Annotated in this window: 15 protein-coding genes; 7 read left to right on the forward strand and 8 right to left on the reverse strand. The window is 49.4% G+C overall.

Annotated features, from left to right (window positions below):
- Positions 1-116: 116 nt before the first annotated feature.
- Positions 117-932 carry a putative porin gene (locus CSR04_RS18325; protein ID WP_102797779.1) on the reverse strand — a complete coding sequence of 272 codons (816 nt, stop codon included), beginning with the start codon at positions 930-932 and terminating at the stop codon, positions 117-119.
- A gap of 404 nt (positions 933-1336) precedes the next feature.
- Here CSR04_RS18325 and CSR04_RS18330 point away from each other — a divergent pair, with 404 nt between their 5' ends.
- The 3 genes from CSR04_RS18330 to CSR04_RS18340 all read left to right on the forward strand — a co-directional run bounded on the left by CSR04_RS18330 (position 1337) and on the right by CSR04_RS18340 (position 3963).
- Positions 1337-2962: a methyl-accepting chemotaxis protein gene (locus tag CSR04_RS18330; RefSeq protein WP_102797780.1), complete on the forward strand. Its 1626-nt coding sequence runs from the start codon at positions 1337-1339 to the stop codon at positions 2960-2962.
- A 343-nt stretch (positions 2963-3305) separates the two neighbouring features.
- Positions 3306-3521, forward strand: coding sequence for an EF-hand domain-containing protein (locus tag CSR04_RS18335; RefSeq protein WP_102797781.1), 216 nt, complete (start codon positions 3306-3308; stop codon positions 3519-3521).
- A 91-nt stretch (positions 3522-3612) separates the two neighbouring features.
- Positions 3613-3963: an OmpA family protein gene (locus CSR04_RS18340; RefSeq protein WP_102797782.1), complete on the forward strand. Its 351-nt coding sequence runs from the start codon at positions 3613-3615 to the stop codon at positions 3961-3963.
- Here the strand turns inward: CSR04_RS18340 and CSR04_RS18345 are convergent.
- Positions 3952-6120, reverse strand: a complete 2169-nt coding sequence (locus CSR04_RS18345; RefSeq protein ID WP_172449415.1) for a tetratricopeptide repeat-containing diguanylate cyclase — start codon at positions 6118-6120, stop codon at positions 3952-3954. The genes CSR04_RS18340 and CSR04_RS18345 overlap by 12 nt on opposite strands.
- A gap of 292 nt (positions 6121-6412) precedes the next feature.
- Here CSR04_RS18345 and CSR04_RS18350 point away from each other — a divergent pair, with 292 nt between their 5' ends.
- Together CSR04_RS18350 and CSR04_RS18355 are read left to right on the forward strand one after the other, a co-directional pair.
- Positions 6413-6661, forward strand: coding sequence for an acyl carrier protein (locus CSR04_RS18350; protein WP_102797784.1), 249 nt, complete (start codon positions 6413-6415; stop codon positions 6659-6661).
- Positions 6654-7496 (forward strand): lysophospholipid acyltransferase family protein, encoded by an 843-nt coding sequence (locus CSR04_RS18355; RefSeq protein ID WP_102797785.1) that lies wholly within the window; start codon positions 6654-6656, stop codon positions 7494-7496. Before CSR04_RS18350 ends, CSR04_RS18355 begins: the two co-directional genes overlap by 8 nt.
- Positions 7497-7510: 14 nt before the next feature.
- Here the strand turns inward: CSR04_RS18355 and CSR04_RS18360 are convergent, their stop codons facing one another.
- From CSR04_RS18360 to soxR, 6 genes are all read right to left on the reverse strand, one after another.
- Positions 7511-8197 carry an SDR family NAD(P)-dependent oxidoreductase gene (locus CSR04_RS18360; RefSeq protein ID WP_102797786.1) on the reverse strand — a complete coding sequence of 229 codons (687 nt, stop codon included), beginning with the start codon at positions 8195-8197 and terminating at the stop codon, positions 7511-7513.
- A 117-nt stretch (positions 8198-8314) separates the two neighbouring features.
- Positions 8315-8857 carry a BON domain-containing protein gene (locus CSR04_RS18365; protein ID WP_102797787.1) on the reverse strand — a complete coding sequence of 181 codons (543 nt, stop codon included), beginning with the start codon at positions 8855-8857 and terminating at the stop codon, positions 8315-8317.
- A 304-nt stretch (positions 8858-9161) separates the two neighbouring features.
- Positions 9162-10775 (reverse strand): diacylglycerol kinase family protein, encoded by a 1614-nt coding sequence (locus CSR04_RS18370; RefSeq protein WP_102797788.1) that lies wholly within the window; start codon positions 10773-10775, stop codon positions 9162-9164.
- Positions 10776-11180: 405 nt separating this feature from the next.
- Positions 11181-11492 carry a hypothetical protein gene (locus CSR04_RS18375; RefSeq protein WP_216362593.1) on the reverse strand — a complete coding sequence of 104 codons (312 nt, stop codon included), beginning with the start codon at positions 11490-11492 and terminating at the stop codon, positions 11181-11183.
- Positions 11493-11518: 26 nt separating this feature from the next.
- Positions 11519-11695, reverse strand: a complete 177-nt coding sequence (locus CSR04_RS18380) for a DUF1328 domain-containing protein (protein WP_102797789.1) — start codon at positions 11693-11695, stop codon at positions 11519-11521.
- 178 nt (positions 11696-11873) lie between these two features.
- Positions 11874-12350 (reverse strand): redox-sensitive transcriptional activator SoxR, encoded by a 477-nt coding sequence (gene soxR, locus CSR04_RS18385; RefSeq protein WP_102797790.1) that lies wholly within the window; start codon positions 12348-12350, stop codon positions 11874-11876.
- Between the two features lie 92 nt (positions 12351-12442).
- On the opposite strand from soxR, the gene CSR04_RS18390 reads away from it, so the two are divergent.
- The gene (locus CSR04_RS18390; RefSeq protein WP_102797791.1) at positions 12443-13051 is read left to right on the forward strand and encodes an NADPH-dependent FMN reductase; all 609 of its coding nucleotides are present in this window, start codon (positions 12443-12445) and stop codon (positions 13049-13051) included.
- Positions 13052-13356: 305 nt separating this feature from the next.
- A complete protein-coding gene (locus CSR04_RS18395; protein ID WP_102797792.1) occupies positions 13357-17430 on the forward strand; it encodes a hypothetical protein in 4074 nt (1357 codons plus the stop codon).
- Positions 17431-17488 lie beyond the last annotated feature (58 nt).

The raw sequence follows: 17488 nt of genomic DNA on the forward strand, positions 1-17488 counted from the left end.
GTCCATCCCTGGACATCGCCGATGAGTGTTCCCTGCAACATCGTCATACCGTCCATCCCTGGACATAAAAAAGCGGAGCTGTTGCTCCGCTTGTTAACCTTCAGACTACTGACTTATCAGAACTGGCCGATCAAGCTGATGCTGTAAAAATCTGCATCATGGTCTTTGGTGATGTCGGTGTTTTTGTATTCCGCAGATACTGCCCAGTTGTTAGTGAAGTAATGCTTGGCATTGATACCCCAGACATTATTGTCATTCAGGTCATCATAGCTCAGGCCTACAGATGTCATAGTAGTGAAGTAGTAATCACCACTGATACCCCAGTCAGTATCTTCATCGTTGTCTGTTACTGACAATTCGGCAGCAATAAAGCGGTCCTGACCCAGCCCAGCGAAGTATTTGGTAGAAGCTCCCCAAACATCGAATTCATCATCGGTGCTCACGCTAAAACCAACATAGTCAACACCACCCAGTTGATGGGTGTACTGTGCGCCAAAAGTGGCATAACCGCCGTGCTCCTGGTCGGTGTAGTCGGCTTTAATCAGGAAATTGGGGTTGATCAGGTAACCCAACGTCACAGTGGAGCTGTCATAATCTTCACTGCCTACTTCGGAACGAGTGTACTCGGCACCAATCAGGAAATTGTTGTAAAACAGTTCGCCGCCTACATTCAGCGCGTTTACATCGCCTTCTGCGTCAAGGTAAGCACCGTAAACGTTGCTTTTATCGTTGATGTAGGACAGTTCAGCCAATGGGCCTAACACCGCACGCTTATCGAAGTAGTAAGTGGCGCCGATACCCAGGATATCGTTATCCAGCTTACCCACTTCGGTGCGGTTATAGTTCAGTTCGCTGAACAGTTGATATTCTTGTGCCATTACTGTGGAAGAAGCAAGTAGAAGAGAAGTAAGCACTACATTAATTTTTTTCATGATGTTCCTTAGTCATTTTTTATTGCAAACAAGTTTGCGGGGCGCATCCTACCCAGTCATGTTTGAGATTTAAAGTGATAAATGGCGTGAGCTAAGGGGGAATTGTATCAACTGATTTCTTTTTCATCTTGGCTGTAATAATTTTGTCATATTTGTATATTGCTTGTGTTTTTAAATTACTTTTTCTTAATTCAATCTGGGCCCTGAATATCTGTGATGGGATTCGCCACTACGCCTGCTGTTTATATGAATGACGAAATCCGGAATTCGATTGGAGAACTATCAGACTGTGGCATACACTGAACTAGTCCCAAGTGCTAAAGGACTGATCTCGGACAAAAAAATATTTGCCGGGAGGACATAAGCTAAGGATGTAGTTTGCCCCTGTGACAAGAGAACACATCATGCTCAATCAACTTTCGGTTAAAGTGCGGTTAGTCATACTAGTCGCACTGCCGCTGTTTTTCTTCGCCTTATCCGCCGTTAATTCCTTACAGGACCTGCGGCAGCTGAATCATCAAATTGACAGTTTGTACAATGACAGAGTAGTGCCACTGCAACAGATTAAAGTGGTGTCAGACAATTATGCGGTAGAGATCGTTGATATCCTGCACAAATACCGGGCTGGAGTGATCAGTAAGGATGAATTGCGCCGACGTTTGCAAGCCGCGCAAGAGCTGGCGGATAAAGAGTGGCAGGCTTACAAATCCACTAAGCTGACACAGCGCGAAGCTGATCTTGTGCGTCAGGTTGAAGCCAGTCTAACTGGTGTGTTGAGTAAGATTGGCGATTACAGGCGTATGCTTGAGCAAGGCGTTCTGGCCGGTGTGGATCCTAATCAGTTTGTCAGAGAACTGTATCAGGCTTTCGACCCGCTAAGTGCTGGTTATGCAGAGCTTATCCAACTGCAATTGGATGAAGCCAATGCGTTTCGTCAACAGGTTGCCCGTGATTATGAAAGCACTGTCACCATGTTTATCATCAAAATTGTGGTGCTTTTTATCCTGATGCTGGTTGTGGCCTGGGTCATTTACCGCTCTGTTAATAACCCGCTTGTTGGTTTGAAAAACACCATCACTGATATTGCCCAGTCAGCTAACCTGTCCCTGCGGGCCAAGGTGATAGGTAAAGATGAGATTGCTCAAACAGCCGAAGGCTTTAACCAAATGTTGGAGCGTCTGCATAGCTTAGTAAAAGAAGTAATTCAGGCTTCCAGCACCTTAGCAGCATCCGCTGAAGAAATGCATGCCATCAGTACCCAGGTGGCCAGTACTGCCACCGAGCAAGAGCATCAAAGTACCCAGATTGCCACGGCTGTGACAGAAATGACTGCGGCGATTCAGGAAGTGGCGCAAAATGCCCTGCTGACATCACAAAAAGCCAATGACGCCGATGAACAGGCGCAGCTAGGGCAGGGCAAAGTACAGCAGAATATCCAGTCGATTAATCAACTGTCTGCGGTGGTGAACCGCAGTACCGAAGTGATTCAGCAGTTGCATAGTCAGGCCAATGACATCAATCAGGTAGTGCAATTGATTCAGAATGTGGCTGAACAGACTAATTTGCTGGCGCTAAATGCCGCCATTGAAGCGGCCAGAGCCGGGGATTCCGGGCGAGGATTTGCCGTCGTGGCCGACGAAGTTCGGCAGTTGGCGCATAATACCCAAAAGGCCACCGAGTCCATAAGTGAAATGATTGGCAAACTGCAGGTGGCAGCCGGGGAGGCAGTAGACAGTATGAGCCAGGCTCAGCAAATGGCATCAGACAGTGTCAGCCATGCAGAAGAGTCCTCACTGGTGTTAAAAGAAATTATTACTTCGCTAACCACTATTGCGGATATGAATATACAAGTCTCCACCGCCACGGAAGAGCAAACTACCGTGGCGAATGAAATTAGTGCCAATGTCAATGAATTTAGCTCCAGTATTGCCCTTGTCACCGATAGCTCCAACCAGAATGCCCAGGCCAGTGACGATCTGTCTCGCCTGGCCGTGACGTTGCAGGGCCAGGTATCTGTGTTTCGAATTTAGTTGCGGGCGGCATTGACCGCCCTCAACCTTCCAGAACGCCACAATGACAGGCCTGAATGCCTTGTGTTTCGGATAGATGACAGACTATCTTTTTGATTTAAAAGGTAAAAATAGAATTCTGGTAATTGATGTTGTAATCAGGCGACAGATATCACCGGTCTGGTAGTAGATGGAATGCCTATCTGTATGATTTTAAAGGAAAAATAAAAGTTGGCATCGAAGTTGTAATGTCCTTTGCAAGCGGTAACAAAACAAACCGTTATCGTGAACCAGGCAATATTGCCTGCCCGGCTGACCCTCAACCAATCTGCTGGCCGGGACTACAAAGTCAAAGGAGAAAGTTATGAAAAAGTTCGCATTTATTTTGTTCTTCCTGCCTGCCATGGGCGCATTTGCCACTAGCGACCTTTTTGCTGCCCTGGACAAGGACGGTAACGGTGCAATTAGTAAGGCAGAGGCAGCGGCTGAAAGTCGTCTGGCTGCAGTATTTGACGAGTACGACACAGACGGTGACGGCCAGATCTCACGCGCTGAGTTTGACAAATATCAAAGCAACTAAGTTGTACCCTTCCCAACCAACGTGCGCCTGAGGACGGGCGCACGTTCATTTCTCCAAGGATTCAGAAAAATACAATATCGGAGACCGTTGTATGTCCCCTCTCCACATGCAAAGACGAGCCCTGAAAGAGCTTCTGGTCAGTTTCCCCAGTGGCGGCGCCAGAATAGCCACCACAGAGGTAGGCAAGCTATTCCAGCAAGCGGAACTGATTAAGCAGAATCCGCAGTCTCTGGCCCTTATCTACGGTTACTGTGATGATGGTACCGGAAAATGTTTACCTGCCAGTCTGGCCTTAGCCAGAGCCGAAGCGGTAAAAAGGGAGCTGATTGCTCTGGGGATTCGGCCTGGATTGCTGCATATAGTCGAGGAGCCTCATGTCTCGGCACCACACCCATCACTCTGTGGATCTGCCATGACGGTATTGATCAAATCAATGCCATAAGAGTTTGTTTGAGACAGAAGACGCCAGCATGACGCCCTGTTGTTCGTTTGACAGCTCTGGATTACTTAGCAGCTTGGTCAGCGTGGCAGCACATGGGGAATGCATCAGCAGTCCTACCCAGGCATTTCTGCTGCTGTGTTTGGCACTATATAAACACTTGTCTGCCAGCTCGATGGCCTGACTCCAGAGTTGTACATTCTGTGTTAGCAAATTGGTAAAGCCAATGGAACATGTGACCTTTAGTGGTTCAGCCTGACCAATATTGAAATTGAAGCTTGCCACCAAATTGCGCAGACGCTGGGCATAGTCTGCTGCACTGCTAAGTGATTGACTCTGCACCATGATAAGAAATTCTTCGCCACCCCAGCGAATCAGGTAGTCCGTTTTCCTGAACACCGTGCCCAGAAGTTCCGCCATTTGCACTAAGACTAAATCACCTGCTGCATGGCCGAATGTGTCATTAATTTGTTTAAAATGATCAATGTCCATCAGGAAGAACAGCCAATGACCTGAAGCGGCCGAACTATTTTGCGGCAAATGTTTGAGCAGATAACGCCGGTTACGCAGGCCGGTTAACTCATCGGTCAGGCTTCTCTGCTCAACAATCTCATAGGCACTTTTCAATTCCAGGTTTTTACGTTTTAAATCCTCTGTACGCTTTGCCACTTCAGCTACCAGATGACGGGTCAGGCGCGTTTGGTTCCAACGTCGGTAAAGCATAAAGAACAACAAAAAAGCAGCCAGCATAGCAAGCATCATGACATTGCGCTGAGCCTGGCGACTTTGTAATTCAAGCTTGGCTTTTTCCAGTTCAACGGCTTGCAGCTTTTGCTGCTGGGTAAGCTTAGTAATTTCAAGGTCCTTTTGTGCGGCTTCAAAGCGACTTCGCATCGCGGCTAATTGCCGATTGTTCTGCTGCTCTGACAACCTTTGTTGTATGCTCATTTGTTCCTGTAGCGCAGTCAGGGCCAATTGAGGTTGCTGCATCGCAGTATAAGCCTGGGTGCGCATGGCCAGCGCATCGGCCTGATTTTCTTCATCGCTGTGTTGTATGGCCAGATGGTAGAGGCGATCCGCCATGGCCAGTGCTGCCTGATATGAGCGGGTTTGCATATGTACCCAAAACAGCTGATTTAACGGACCCGCTAAAGCGCTGGTATCACCGGTTTGTTCGGCGATTTCCAACGCCTCTTCGGCAAGTGCAGAAACTTGTCTGGGCTGGTTTTGTTGCCTGGCCACCTGCGCCAGATTATTGAGTGCCCTGGCAATAGTCACCCGGGCATTTAATTCTCTGGCCAATCTCAATCCTTGTGTTGAGTAGTCCTGGGCGATTTGCCATTGTTCTAGGCTCAGATGGCTGCTACCAAGGTTGACCAGAGCCAGGGCTTCGCTTTGTTTGTCACCCATTTTTTGGGCTAGTGCCAGTGCCTGCTGATAGGTACGGATGGCACCCTGGCTGTCATCAAGCTTTTGCAAAGTGACTGCGATATTGTTCAGTAACGCCGTTTGCGTATTGCCGTCGCTGAGCTTTTGTGCAATGTCCAGTGCGCTAAGCATGGCCTGCAGTGATTCTTCATAACGCCCCTGGGTACCCAAAAGAATGCCGACAATATTTTCGGCTTTACCCTGCATTCGTAAGTTTTCAGCTTGCGTGAATGCCTGTCCGGCTTGTTGAACATGTTGCAAAGCGCGTTCTATATGCCCCTCAAAGAAATCCAGAATGGCATTCTCATATAAGAGTTCTGCTTGCAGGCCAGTGTCAGGTTGCGCTGCTAACAGCTGTTTGGCTTCCAGCAAATATTGGCGTGCGCTTGCATATTCTGCCCGGCTTCGGGCTAACATAGATTTTAATTTCAGGGCGCTTGCCTGATAAGTAATCGAATGCGCACGCTGGGCCATCTCCCACAGATGCTGAACCATAACATTGGCCTGGTCCAGGTTGTCCAGCAGGTAGTGAATTTCAGCCAACTGGAGGGTCAGGGGCAATTGCAGCGGGTCATCATTGGTGAGTTGTTCAAGCCATTGTTGTGTTTGCAACAGAGCCTCAGATGGTTGGGAATGTTTGATGCGTTCCAAAGACGCCAAATCACGCACCATAGAGTCGTCATTGCTGTTGCTGTTGCTGTTGCTGGCTGCTGGATGTTCGGACAATGCCATGACATGGCATGCTAGTGTTATATAACATACCAAAATGAACGGCTTTAAAACCCGGGGGAAGTTAATTTGCTGGGACAACGGCGTAACATCCAAAACCATGAGCCAAGATCTGAGCATAAGTATATCAGTAAAGCCCCCCGCTTTATCTGTTAAGCCGTCAGTGCCCGCCATTTTGGCCCTATCATCAACAGTACAATTTCCAACACTTGGCTACACAACCTGACAGTTTTACTACGGATCTATATCGGTCCCGGCTCTATCATGCCACTAGTTTCAATTCAGGAATCAGACAATGGAAGTTCAACAAAGGTTGGCAGAGATACTAGGTGAAATATTGGCCAGACCCGCACAAGATTTTCAGGCCGACACCCTGTTGCTGGGGGCTATAGCAGAATTTGATTCGATGGCCTTGATGATGCTTATCACTGAGTTAGAGCTGCGATTTGATGTGGATTTGCAAGATGCAGATTTTGATGCTGAGACCTTCAGTGACATGGCAAATCTGAGCGAATTTATCCAAAAGAGTATTGAGTATGTCTAGGCCGAGACATAAGCTTCGACATCGCCTGGCGCTTTGCTTGATGAAGTATCTGGCGCGTATTCCGGCTGCGCGCCGGCCTTTGCTGGCTGGCATGCTGGCCAGAATCATTCTGCGGCTGTCCAGCCGCACACGCAAACGCGCGATAAATAATCTCGCTCTGGCTTTGCCTTTATTGTCTGATCAGCAGCGGCGGACTATGGTCCGGCAATCTTACACTGGCATTATTCAGGGCTTGCTGGATTGTTTAAACCTGGCAGAACTGGAGATGGATATACATTGTGACGAGCAGGCTGCCCAGTATCTTGCTTCAGGCAAGGGGCTTTGCGTAGTAACGCTGCATACCTGCTGTTACGAGTTGGTTCCGCTGGCATTGCAGCGACTCACTGGTCGTTCAACCACATTGTCGCATCTGCCCAAGTTTATCGACCCAAAGCACAATCCCTATCAAAAAGCCGGGATTGGCTATGTGGAAAAAAAGCAGCCCGGGGCTTTTGTTAAGCTGTTAAATCAGGTTAAACAAGGCGCGGTCGTGACCTTACATGCCGACCTGTATGCGGAAGATATCAATGTACATTTTTTTGGCCGGGAAACCAGAGCGCCAGCTGGTGCGGCCATGCTAAGTGCTTTTGCTGGCACGCCATTACTGCTGGCCTGGGGAGTGAAAACAAAAGAGGGCCGCTATCAGGTGTTTATTGAACCTTTTATGCATCAGCCCGTTGAGCGCAATAAAACGGCTTTTGAGTTGGTCACCCGTAAACTGTATGAACGCTTTGAACAAATTATTCTCAGCTACCCTGAACAGTGGTACTGGTCGTTTAATCGCTGGCGCACCTAGTCCAGCTCTGCAGGTCACCACTGCAACTGTTGGCGGCGACGAAACAAACCACCTGTGGGGCCATCATCCGGTAACTGAGCCAGCCATACCGGGGTATCTGCACCTTGTTGGGCGGACAGCGGGGCATTGTCACCGCCCATATCGGTGCGTACCCAGCCCGGACAAGCGGCATTGACTTTAACTTTGTCGCCCAAGGCTCTGGCCATGCACACTGTCATGGCATTCAGGGCGGCCTTGCTGATGGAATAAGCTGCAGGACCATTGAGACCTTCATAGAAGGTGCCCCAGCCTGAGGTCAGATTAACGATCCGCCCCCAGCCTCTTTGCTGCATACTCTTACCCAGTATCCGGGCTAGCAGGAAGGGTCCAATAGTGTTCACCTGCAGTGACATTTCCAATTCGTGCCGCTCGGTATTCAAGGCATCCTGATTAAATAAAATGCCAGCGTTATTAACCAATATATCTATGGGGCCTAATACCTGGGAAATGGCCTGGACACGCTGCTCCGGTTTGTTCAGCAGGTCCAGCTCTACGCCAACAGTCCCCTGACCAATGGTGCGCGCGGCTTTTTCTGCCGTGTCTTCTGTTCTTGCAGCAATCAAGACTTTGATATTGCCGGCATTTGCTAATGCTTTAGCTATTTCAAAACCTATGCCCCGATTGGCACCGGTCACAAGTGCGGTTCTGGTTGGCTGAGTCATAATTTGCAGAGATAGTGCGGTCTAGATCAGTTCGTTCTAGTTTAGCTGCTAGAAGGCAGTGAGGCTCAGTAATATAAAAGGCCCATCCGGACGAATGGGCCTTTAAGCGTGGTGATGTTATGATTTTTCAACCACTTCCAGTTTATCCACCACCTTTGTGACATCGGAGGTGTTCTTGGCAATGGCGACGGCCAGGTCGCGTTCGGCATCGCTGGCCACTGTGCCTTCTAGCGTCACTACGCCTTGCTTGGCATCCACATTAATATCTGTACCTGTTACCTCGGATTCAATCAGTAGCCTGGTCTTCACCACTGCTACTACTTTGGAATCCGTCAGGGTTTGCGCCATTTCGCTGGGCTTGTCTTTGGACATCACTTCCAGTCTGTTATCGACTTTGTTCACGCCGTCCAGACTTTCAATCAGCTCACTGGCCAGGGATTTATCTACCTCGCTGTCCACTTTACCTGTCAGGACAACCACACCATCTTTCACATCCGTATTGATGTCGAAGGAATTCAGGTTGGTGTTGAGCAGTAAAGTGGTTTCAGCCTTACCGTCAATCCAGGCATCCTTGGCACCTTCTTCCCAGGTATTTTCGCCCGCTATGGCTACAGGGGCTGCAAGCATTGTCAGGGTCATCAGGGTTGTTGTGAGTTTCATCATCGTCTCCTTTGACTTGGTCATTGAACTCATAATGACTGTAGCTAGAATGATGCCAACTTCTAACTTGTTGATATTTAATGGTTATTTTGTTTGCTCTAATGTGAGCTGTTGTCATAAGGTGACAGTTTTTGTAGCAGTATGAGGTTTGGCTGTGGAATCACTGACAGGTATACCGAGTAAAAGCGCTTCCTTTCGGGGACTTTGCGTGCGGGGCTATAGGCCTGTGACGCATATAGCCTGGTTGAGGGATAGCAAGGGATGTTTGTTCTGTCCCCATATCCCGACAGTTTTTCTTTGGGGGTTAGTTTTGCGGGGCTAACACTCGTAGCGAGCCAGGTTGAATGCGAATATCCAGCGGCAGATCGTCAAACACTTCACCATCTATGACGTAGCTGTCTAACTGAGGCGAGTTGATGCGCACCCTGGTGGCCTGCTGGTGGCGGATGTTCTCACTTGGGGGCGCTAATCCGGCCACGGCCAGTTCAGTCAGACTTAATAAATGGCGCGACGAGGTATCACTCGGTGTTAGCCAGGTAACATCCAACATGCCATCAGCCAAATCCGGCTCACCATTACCTTGTGCCAATAGGGTTGTCAAAGGCGCCGCGTTAGCCACTACCATGCTGTGGGTGTGGATAATACAAGGGGGGTCTTCGTCGAATTGCACCTCTAATTCCAGTTGTTGGTTATTCTCTATCGCACGCCACAAGCCAAGCAGGTAGGCCATCTGTCCAAGCTGGTTTTTTTCTTCACGACTGGCCGCTTCAATCATTTGTTGCTCAAAACCTACCGCGCTGAGTAGCAGCATCAACTTGTTATTACACCAGGCCGTGTCAATTTGCCTGGTTTCCCCGGCTAATATCACCTCACAGGCTGTGTCGATGGGAAGTAATTTACTGCGCATACCGCATAAGGCTTGCGCCAGTGCATTGGCGGTACCAAGGGGAATAATGCCCAACTGCACAGGTTTATTGAGCAAGGCTGAGGCCACTTCGGTGATGGTGCCATCGCCGCCGCAGGCGATAATGATGTCTGCGCCTTGCTCAATGGCCTGTCCTGCCAGTTGTTGTCCATCTTCATCCAAACTGGTAAGGGCAATTTTTATGTCCAGTCGCTGGCCCAGAATGTGTTTTATTTGTTCCTGGCACTCCTGCCATTTTCCCCCTCCAGCTACCGGATTGGCGATAATCCAGGTTTGCATGTTGAGTCTCAGCTTGCCTTCACGATGCAGGAACTCAAGCTGTTTAAACTGCCATCGGTTTAAACGGGCGGTCTGGCGTATGGCGCGAATATTTTCAAGTACGTCTTGTGCACTGCTGTGAGGTTTTTGGGCTAGCAAATAAGCTGCTACAACCAGCACCGACCTGCCCCGACCCAGGGCGCAATGTACTAATACTTTACGGCCTTGTTTATGCTGATGTTGCAGCCAGTGTAATGCGTGATTTAACTGCGCCACATTAGGTGAACTGTGATCCAGCACCGGAATATTCAGATAGGCGATATTCTCTCCTTGCAGCGACCAATCAAGCGCATCGAACTCCGCCGTCACGTCCAGCACTGCGGCAATGTTTTCGTTCTTAATGGTTTCAACATCCGCAGTAAATAAGCGACAGCCCAGATAAAGATTGTCTGTAATTTTTTGAATGGCCGGGACTTTGTCGTGCTTTCTCGCCCAACTGTTATACAGGGTGACGCCTACCAGAAAGGGAATAAACAGCCAACGGATCACGAGGGGGATGCGGCCATCTTCGCGTTTTCGGAACAGCTCGGCGAAATTAAATAAGTAGGCCAGACTGACTGCCAGCAGAGACAGGCACAGCCATGCAAGCAGCAAGGTAACTACGAGATGCGGGCTAAACAGCAGGGCAATAAAACTGGCTAAACCACCAGCCAGATAATAAAAGGCAACAGGCATAGGTTCTCCCTGAACGTTCACCAATGGTTTTTGCTAGTCCAGTTTATCACTTAAAAGAATAGATTCTATGCCGATCCAGTCTCTGCTACGCAAGGATTGCCCAGCACAAAAAAAGGGGCGTTAGGGGCTGTTTATCTTTCAAGTATGGATTTTGTTCAAATCCAGCCCCTTCTGGTCACGACGCCGGTCTGCAGGCCTAGCGGGCCTAAGTCAAAGCCCGGCAACACAGAGCAGGAGGGGCTGGGTTGAACCCTTCGGGCAGCGCTTGTGGGCCCTTTCTACGGCGTTATCCTTCACTCATGTAGAATAACTACACCACGTTCACTCTGCCTTGTATAAAGGGCCCACAAACTGCTGCAAAATCATACTCGAAAGATAAACAGCCCCTAGGCCCCCGGATAGGAATTAGCAGTCCTTGTCTTTAAACTCTGCTTTTTCCTTGGCTTTTTCACAGAGCTCTTTCATTTTATCGCTGGCGGTATCCGCCGCATCTTCAAGTTTATCGCCGGTTTTTTCCGCGGCATCCTCCAGTTTGTCGCCTGCGTCACGCATCGCACCCTTGGTTTTGTCCATGGCATCTTCTAACTTGTCGCCAGCCTGCTCCATGGTTTCGTCCACTTTTTCACCAGCTTGTTCTGCTTTGCCACCGTTGTCGCAGGCGGTCAGACCCAAGGTCGCCACGAATAAAGCAATGGCCAGGGTTTTGTTGTTTGTCATAATCTACTCCTTTTGTGAAACCGAAATTAAAGTTTAGGGCGTTTGCCTCTTAGTGCACCTGCCACCAGGGAAATCAGCAGCAGCACCACAAAGATAAAAAAGATAACCTTCGCGATCCCGGCGGCTGCGCCGGCTATACCACCGAAGCCAAGTAATGCAGCAACAATGGCGATAATAAAAAAAGTCAGTGCCCAGCCTAACATTGGTCCTCCTGTTGTGACGGCTGGCGTTGCTTTGTGCATACCAGCCAATGAATCGCAAACTCAACTAAGCCAAAAGCATGCCAAGCTGATTTATTTAGTCCATTTAGCCTGACTCAACAGCCAGGAAATATAGCAATGAAGTGGCGCAGACCTTGGCTGGGAAAACCCGGTCTGAGACTCAGTCAGGATCGATCAACCTTGCCCCGGAGCCTTGTTCTGACAGGCTGTCACCTGGATTTCTGAGGCGACAGTTCTGCAGCGATAAGCAACCGCAACCAATGCAACTACTGAGGTTGTCGCGTAACTTGGTCAGTGTCTCAATTCGGTGATTCAGATCCTGTAGCCAGGCCTGAGACATTTTGGCCCAGTCTCCTGAATTGGGTGCTCGACTGTCGGGTAAAGACGACAGGGCATCGGCTATTTCAGACAACGGCACCCCGACCTGTTGGGCGGATTTGATCACTGCGATACGACGCAGCACATCCCTGTGGTATCGGCGCTGATTACCCTGATTGCGCCAGCTTTTAATCAACCCTTTTTGTTCGTAAAAGTGCAGCGCCGACACCGCCACCCCACTGCGTTTGGCCACCTGGCCGACTGTCAGAGGCTGCGTCACATCCTTACAGCCTTTGCCACCTTGCCGATTTTTTTTCATTTTGGCTATTGACCTTAACTTTACTTGAGGTTTTAGCCTATGCCACAAGCACTGATAAGTAAACAACCCACTTTTGATTAATGGAGAGCACCATGGCGGAAAAATTGAGTATTGCGGTAATTATGGGGAGTACCCGTGAGGGACGTTTGTGTGAAGCGGTTACCAATTGGGTGACCACTGAACTGGCCAAGCTGGATGAGTTGAATCTGACTGTAATCGACCCATTGGACCTAACTAGTACGGCACCTCTGGATAATCTGGTGCTGGATGGCATTCGCGCTGAGCTGGGTGCGGCGGATGCCTTTATTGTTGTGACGCCGGAGTACAACCATAGTTTTCCTGCCCCCTTAAAGGCGTTAATCGATGCGGTGAATAACGAATGGCACACCAAACCGGTGGGCTTTGTCAGTTATGGCGGGGTCTCGGGAGGACTCAGGGCAGTAGAGCAGTTACGCCAGGTGTTTGTTGAACTGCAAAGCGCCAGCGTACGTGACTCGGTCAGCTTTATTAATGCCTGGGAACAGTTTGATGACAACGGCAGCTTAAAAGATCAGGACAGACCCAGACGCACCTTAATGCGTATGCTGGAACAACTTAATTGGTGGGGCAGGGCACTTAAACAGGCCAGGCTGGAAGATGTGCGGAAACGCCAGTTATCGCACAGAGGGGCTGCGCTGCGGCTGGCTTGTCAGACTGGCTAGTCTGAAGGCATCGCTGGCTATTGTGGCTCCCCACTTGTTGTAGTGGAAAGGGATATTTTATCCTTCAGGCCCGCCTGACAAGGGCAGCAAGCCACATTGTATTGCCATTATCGGCTCTCGCTGTGCTTGGCTGGTTGGTCTATCTATTTGAAAAACAAAAATAAAGTTCTCTAGCCATAAAATTCAAAATTTCCATGAAACTTTTGTTACAGCCATTGGCTGTAACAAAAGTGTCACCCAGCTTCGATACCCTTGCTTGCGTTTTTATGAACCTACATTTCCTATTCCTATAATTGGAGAGCTCAATGGAACTCAAGACACTTTTTAAAGCGTCCGCAATAGCTGCAGCGTTAGCGTTGGCCGGATGTGGTGGTGATATCGTAATTAATGAAGGTGATGTTGCACCCACACCCACTCCCACACCAACTCCTACGCCAACACCTACCCCTACCCCAACTCCTACACCGGGTATTCCAGCTAACGCTTTCGCGCAGGGCCTGGCAACTGACGTGTCTTCTGAGTTTCCTCAACTTTCTGGTAAGCCGGTGTATCGACTGGCAGAAAACACCACCTTCACTGCAGACGTATCACTGACCAGCGATGCTTACTGGGTGCTTGACGGGCGTGTGGCGGTTGGTAACGACAATGCCGACAGCACGACGCTGCATATTGAGGCAGGTACCACTGTATTTGGTGAAGTCGGTGATGATTTCCTAGTGGTACGTCGTGGCTCAAAAATTGAAGCTAAAGGTACGGCCTCTGCTCCTATCACTATGACGTCTGTTCAGGATGTTACTGGCGAAGAGACATCTATTGGTCAGTGGGGTGGTTTGGTTCTGCTTGGTAAAGCACCCACTAACCTGTGTAACACAGGTGATGATGAGCAAACGTCTGATGCTGAATTAGCCTCCTGTGGTGTGCCGGCAGAAGGCGACGCCGGCCTGTTTGGTGGTAATGATCCACAAGATAACTCCGGTACTATTCAATACGTTGTGATCAAACATGCTGGTAAGGCTCTGGCCGCTGGTGATGAACTGAACGGTATCAGTTTTGCTGGTGTTGGTGCCGGTACGACTGTAGACCACATTCAGGTTCACCAGAACCTGGATGACGGTATTGAATTCTTTGGTGGTACAGTCAATGTCAGCCACGTGGTGTTAACCGATAACGGTGATGACTCTCTGGATTGGTCTTTCGGCTGGACCGGTAGTGCCAAAAACGTTTACATCCAGCAAAGCGCTGCCGGTGGCGACAATGGCATCGAAGCGGATAACAATGAAGACCATCCAAGCTGGTTGCCGCTGACTAAACCCACTGTATCTCATGTCACTATCGTGGGTGCTGATGGTACAAATGGCGTACGTCTGCGCAATGGTACAGCCGGTGTTTTGTCTAATGTGTTGGTAACAGGTTCAGCAACTTACAAAAACTGTTTGCGTGTGAACGGTGCAGAAGCTCAGGCTAATGCCGTTGCTGGTGAACTGACCATCACCAATTCTATTGTGGCTTGTGAAACCCCTGCTAACAACTTCGGTTCTGATAGCTTCGGTGGTCAGACAACTCAAGAGTGGTTTGAATCTCAGTCTGGTAACCACACTATGGCTGCAGCCGAACTGAAGCTTGAAGATAACGGCTATTTCCCGACTGCTGATTCACCAGTGAAGTTGGGCGGCAATGATTACATCGGTGCCTTCAATCCAAATGGTACCAACTGGATGAGTGGTTGGACTGTTGCCGTTAAAGGTGGTTTCCCCACGAATATTCAGAACGCCTTCGCTCAAGGTTTAGCGACGGATGTTTCTAGTCGCTTCCCCGGCTTGGACAAGCCGGTTTACGAACTTCAGCAAGATGCAACGTTCACCGCTGACGTCACTCTGACCAATGATGCCTACTGGTTGTTCAAAGGTCGTGTAGCTGTTGGTAATGACAATGAAGACAATGCCACCTTGTACATAGAACAAGGTACGACTGTGTTCGGTGAAGTGGGTGACGACTTCCTGGTTGTGCGCCGTGGTTCAAAGATTGAAGCAGTGGGTACAGCTTCTGCACCTATCATCATGACCTCTGTACAGGATCTGATGGGTGACGAAACATCTATCGGTCAATGGGGTGGTCTGGTCATGCTGGGTAATGCCCCAACCAACCTTTGTAATACCGGTGATGACAATCAGACATCTGAGGCTGAGCTGACATCCTGTGGTGTCCCAGCTGAAGGTGACGCTGGTCTGTATGGTGGTAACAACCCAGAAGACAATTCAGGGACATTGCGCTACGTTGTGATCAAGCACGCTGGTAAAGCACTGGCAGCAGGTGATGAACTGAACGGTATCAGTTTTGCCGGTATCGGTTCTAAAACCAACGTAAGCTACATTCAGGTTCACCAGAATCTGGATGACGGTATTGAATTCTTCGGCGGTACAGTGAATGTTCGCAACGTTGTGTTAACTGACATCGGTGACGATTCTCTGGACTGGTCTTTCGGTTGGACAGGTAAAGCACAGAATGTCTACATCCAGCAAAGCGCAGCGGGTGGCGACAATGGTATTGAAGCTGACAACAACGAAGACAACCCGGATTGGCTGCCTCTGACGACACCTAAACTGTCCAACGTGACTATTGTGGGTGCCAGCGGAACAAACGGTGTACGTTTGCGTAACGGTACAGCCGGAACCATTAAGAACCTGGTGGTTACAGCAGGTGAGGGCTACAAAAACTGTCTGCGTGTCAATGGTGCAGAAGCTCAAGCCAATGCTGTGAGTGGTGACCTGAGTGTGACCCATTCAGTGGTCGCATGTCAGAGCGCCAATAACTTCGGTAGCGATAGCTTTGGTGGCCAGACGACTGAACAGTGGTTTACCGGTCAGGAAGGCAACAGTGTGAAAACAGCTGATGAGTTGCTGCTTGCCACTGACGGCTTTACACCTAAATCCAGCTCTCCGCTGCTGAATGCCGGTTACGATATGTCTAAGGATGACAGCTTCTTTGCTGCGACCAAACATATAGGTGCATTTGATGGCCAGTTTAACTGGATGGAAGGCTGGACTGTTGCAGTAAACTCAGACATCCCATCTGATATCAGCAATGCCATGGCTCAAGGTCTGGCAACTGATGTGTCTGCTCAATTCCCTGATATCACTGACAAGCCTGTTTACCAGTTGACGGCTGACCACACCTTCACTCAGGACGTGGTGTTGAGCAATGACGCACACTGGTTGCTGAAAGGCCGCATTGGTGTGGGTGAAGACAATGCCAGTAGCGCTACCTTGTACATTGAGCGTGGTACCACTCTGTTCGGTGAAGTGGGCGATGACTTCCTGGTTGTACGTCGTGGTTCAAAAATTGAAGCGGTAGGTTCTGCCTCAGCGCCAATCATCATGACCTCAGTACAGGACATGACTGGTCAGGAAACTTCCATCGGTCAGTGGGGGGGGGTGGTTATTATGGGTAATGCCCCATCTAACCTGTGTAACACCGGTGATGACAGCAACACTTCTGAAGCAGAGCTGACGTCATGTGGCGTGCCAGCCGAAGGGGATGCTGGTCTGTTTGGTGGTAATAACCCTGAAGACAACTCTGGAACGCTGAAATATGTTGTGGTGAAACATGCTGGTAAGGCCCTGGCCGCCGGTGATGAACTCAACGGTATCAGCTTTGCCGGTGTGGGTTCAGGTACTGATGTTGATTATATTCAGGTTCACCAGAATCTGGACGATGGTATCGAGTTCTTTGGTGGTACCGTTAACGTTAAGCACGTGGTTCTGACTGCCATTGGTGATGACTCTCTGGACTGGTCTTTCGGCTGGACGGGCAATGCCCAGTACGTGTTGATCAAACAGAGTGAAGAAGGCGGTGACAATGCTATTGAAGCCGACAACAACGAAGATCACCCAGCCTGGTTACCTTTGACTAAGCCGTCAATTTCTAATGTCACCATTATTGGTGCCAATGGTGTGAACGGTGTACGTCTGCGTAACGGTACTGCTGGTGTAATTAAAAACCTGGTAGTAACGGGTCCTGCTGGTTACGACAACTGTCTGCGAGTTAACGGTGCTGAAGCCATTGCCAATGCCGGTTCTGGTGAACTGAGCATGACGCATTCCATCGTTGCCTGTGCGGATGGTGCAGATACTTTCGGTTCTGACACCATCAGTGGTGGCACCACCCAAGCCTGGTTTGAAGGTCAGCAAGGTAACAGTACTCTCACTGTCAGCGAGCTGGGACTGACTGGTTATCAACCTGCTGCAGGTTCGGTTCTGCTGGGTAACGGTTTTGACGCTTCCAGCCTGAACAGCTTCTTTGATGCCACCGATTATATTGGTGCCATGAGTAGCGACAACGACTGGACTTCTGGTTGGGTAACTGTGGGTCTGGATGACTAAGCCGGCGTTTTAAAAACGTAATGCAAGGAAAAGCTAAGGCGCGTTGATGCGCCTTAGC

Origin of the sequence: Bowmanella denitrificans (assembly GCF_002887595.1) — a bacterium.
Classification (GTDB): Bacteria; Pseudomonadota; Gammaproteobacteria; order Enterobacterales; family Alteromonadaceae; genus Bowmanella; species Bowmanella denitrificans.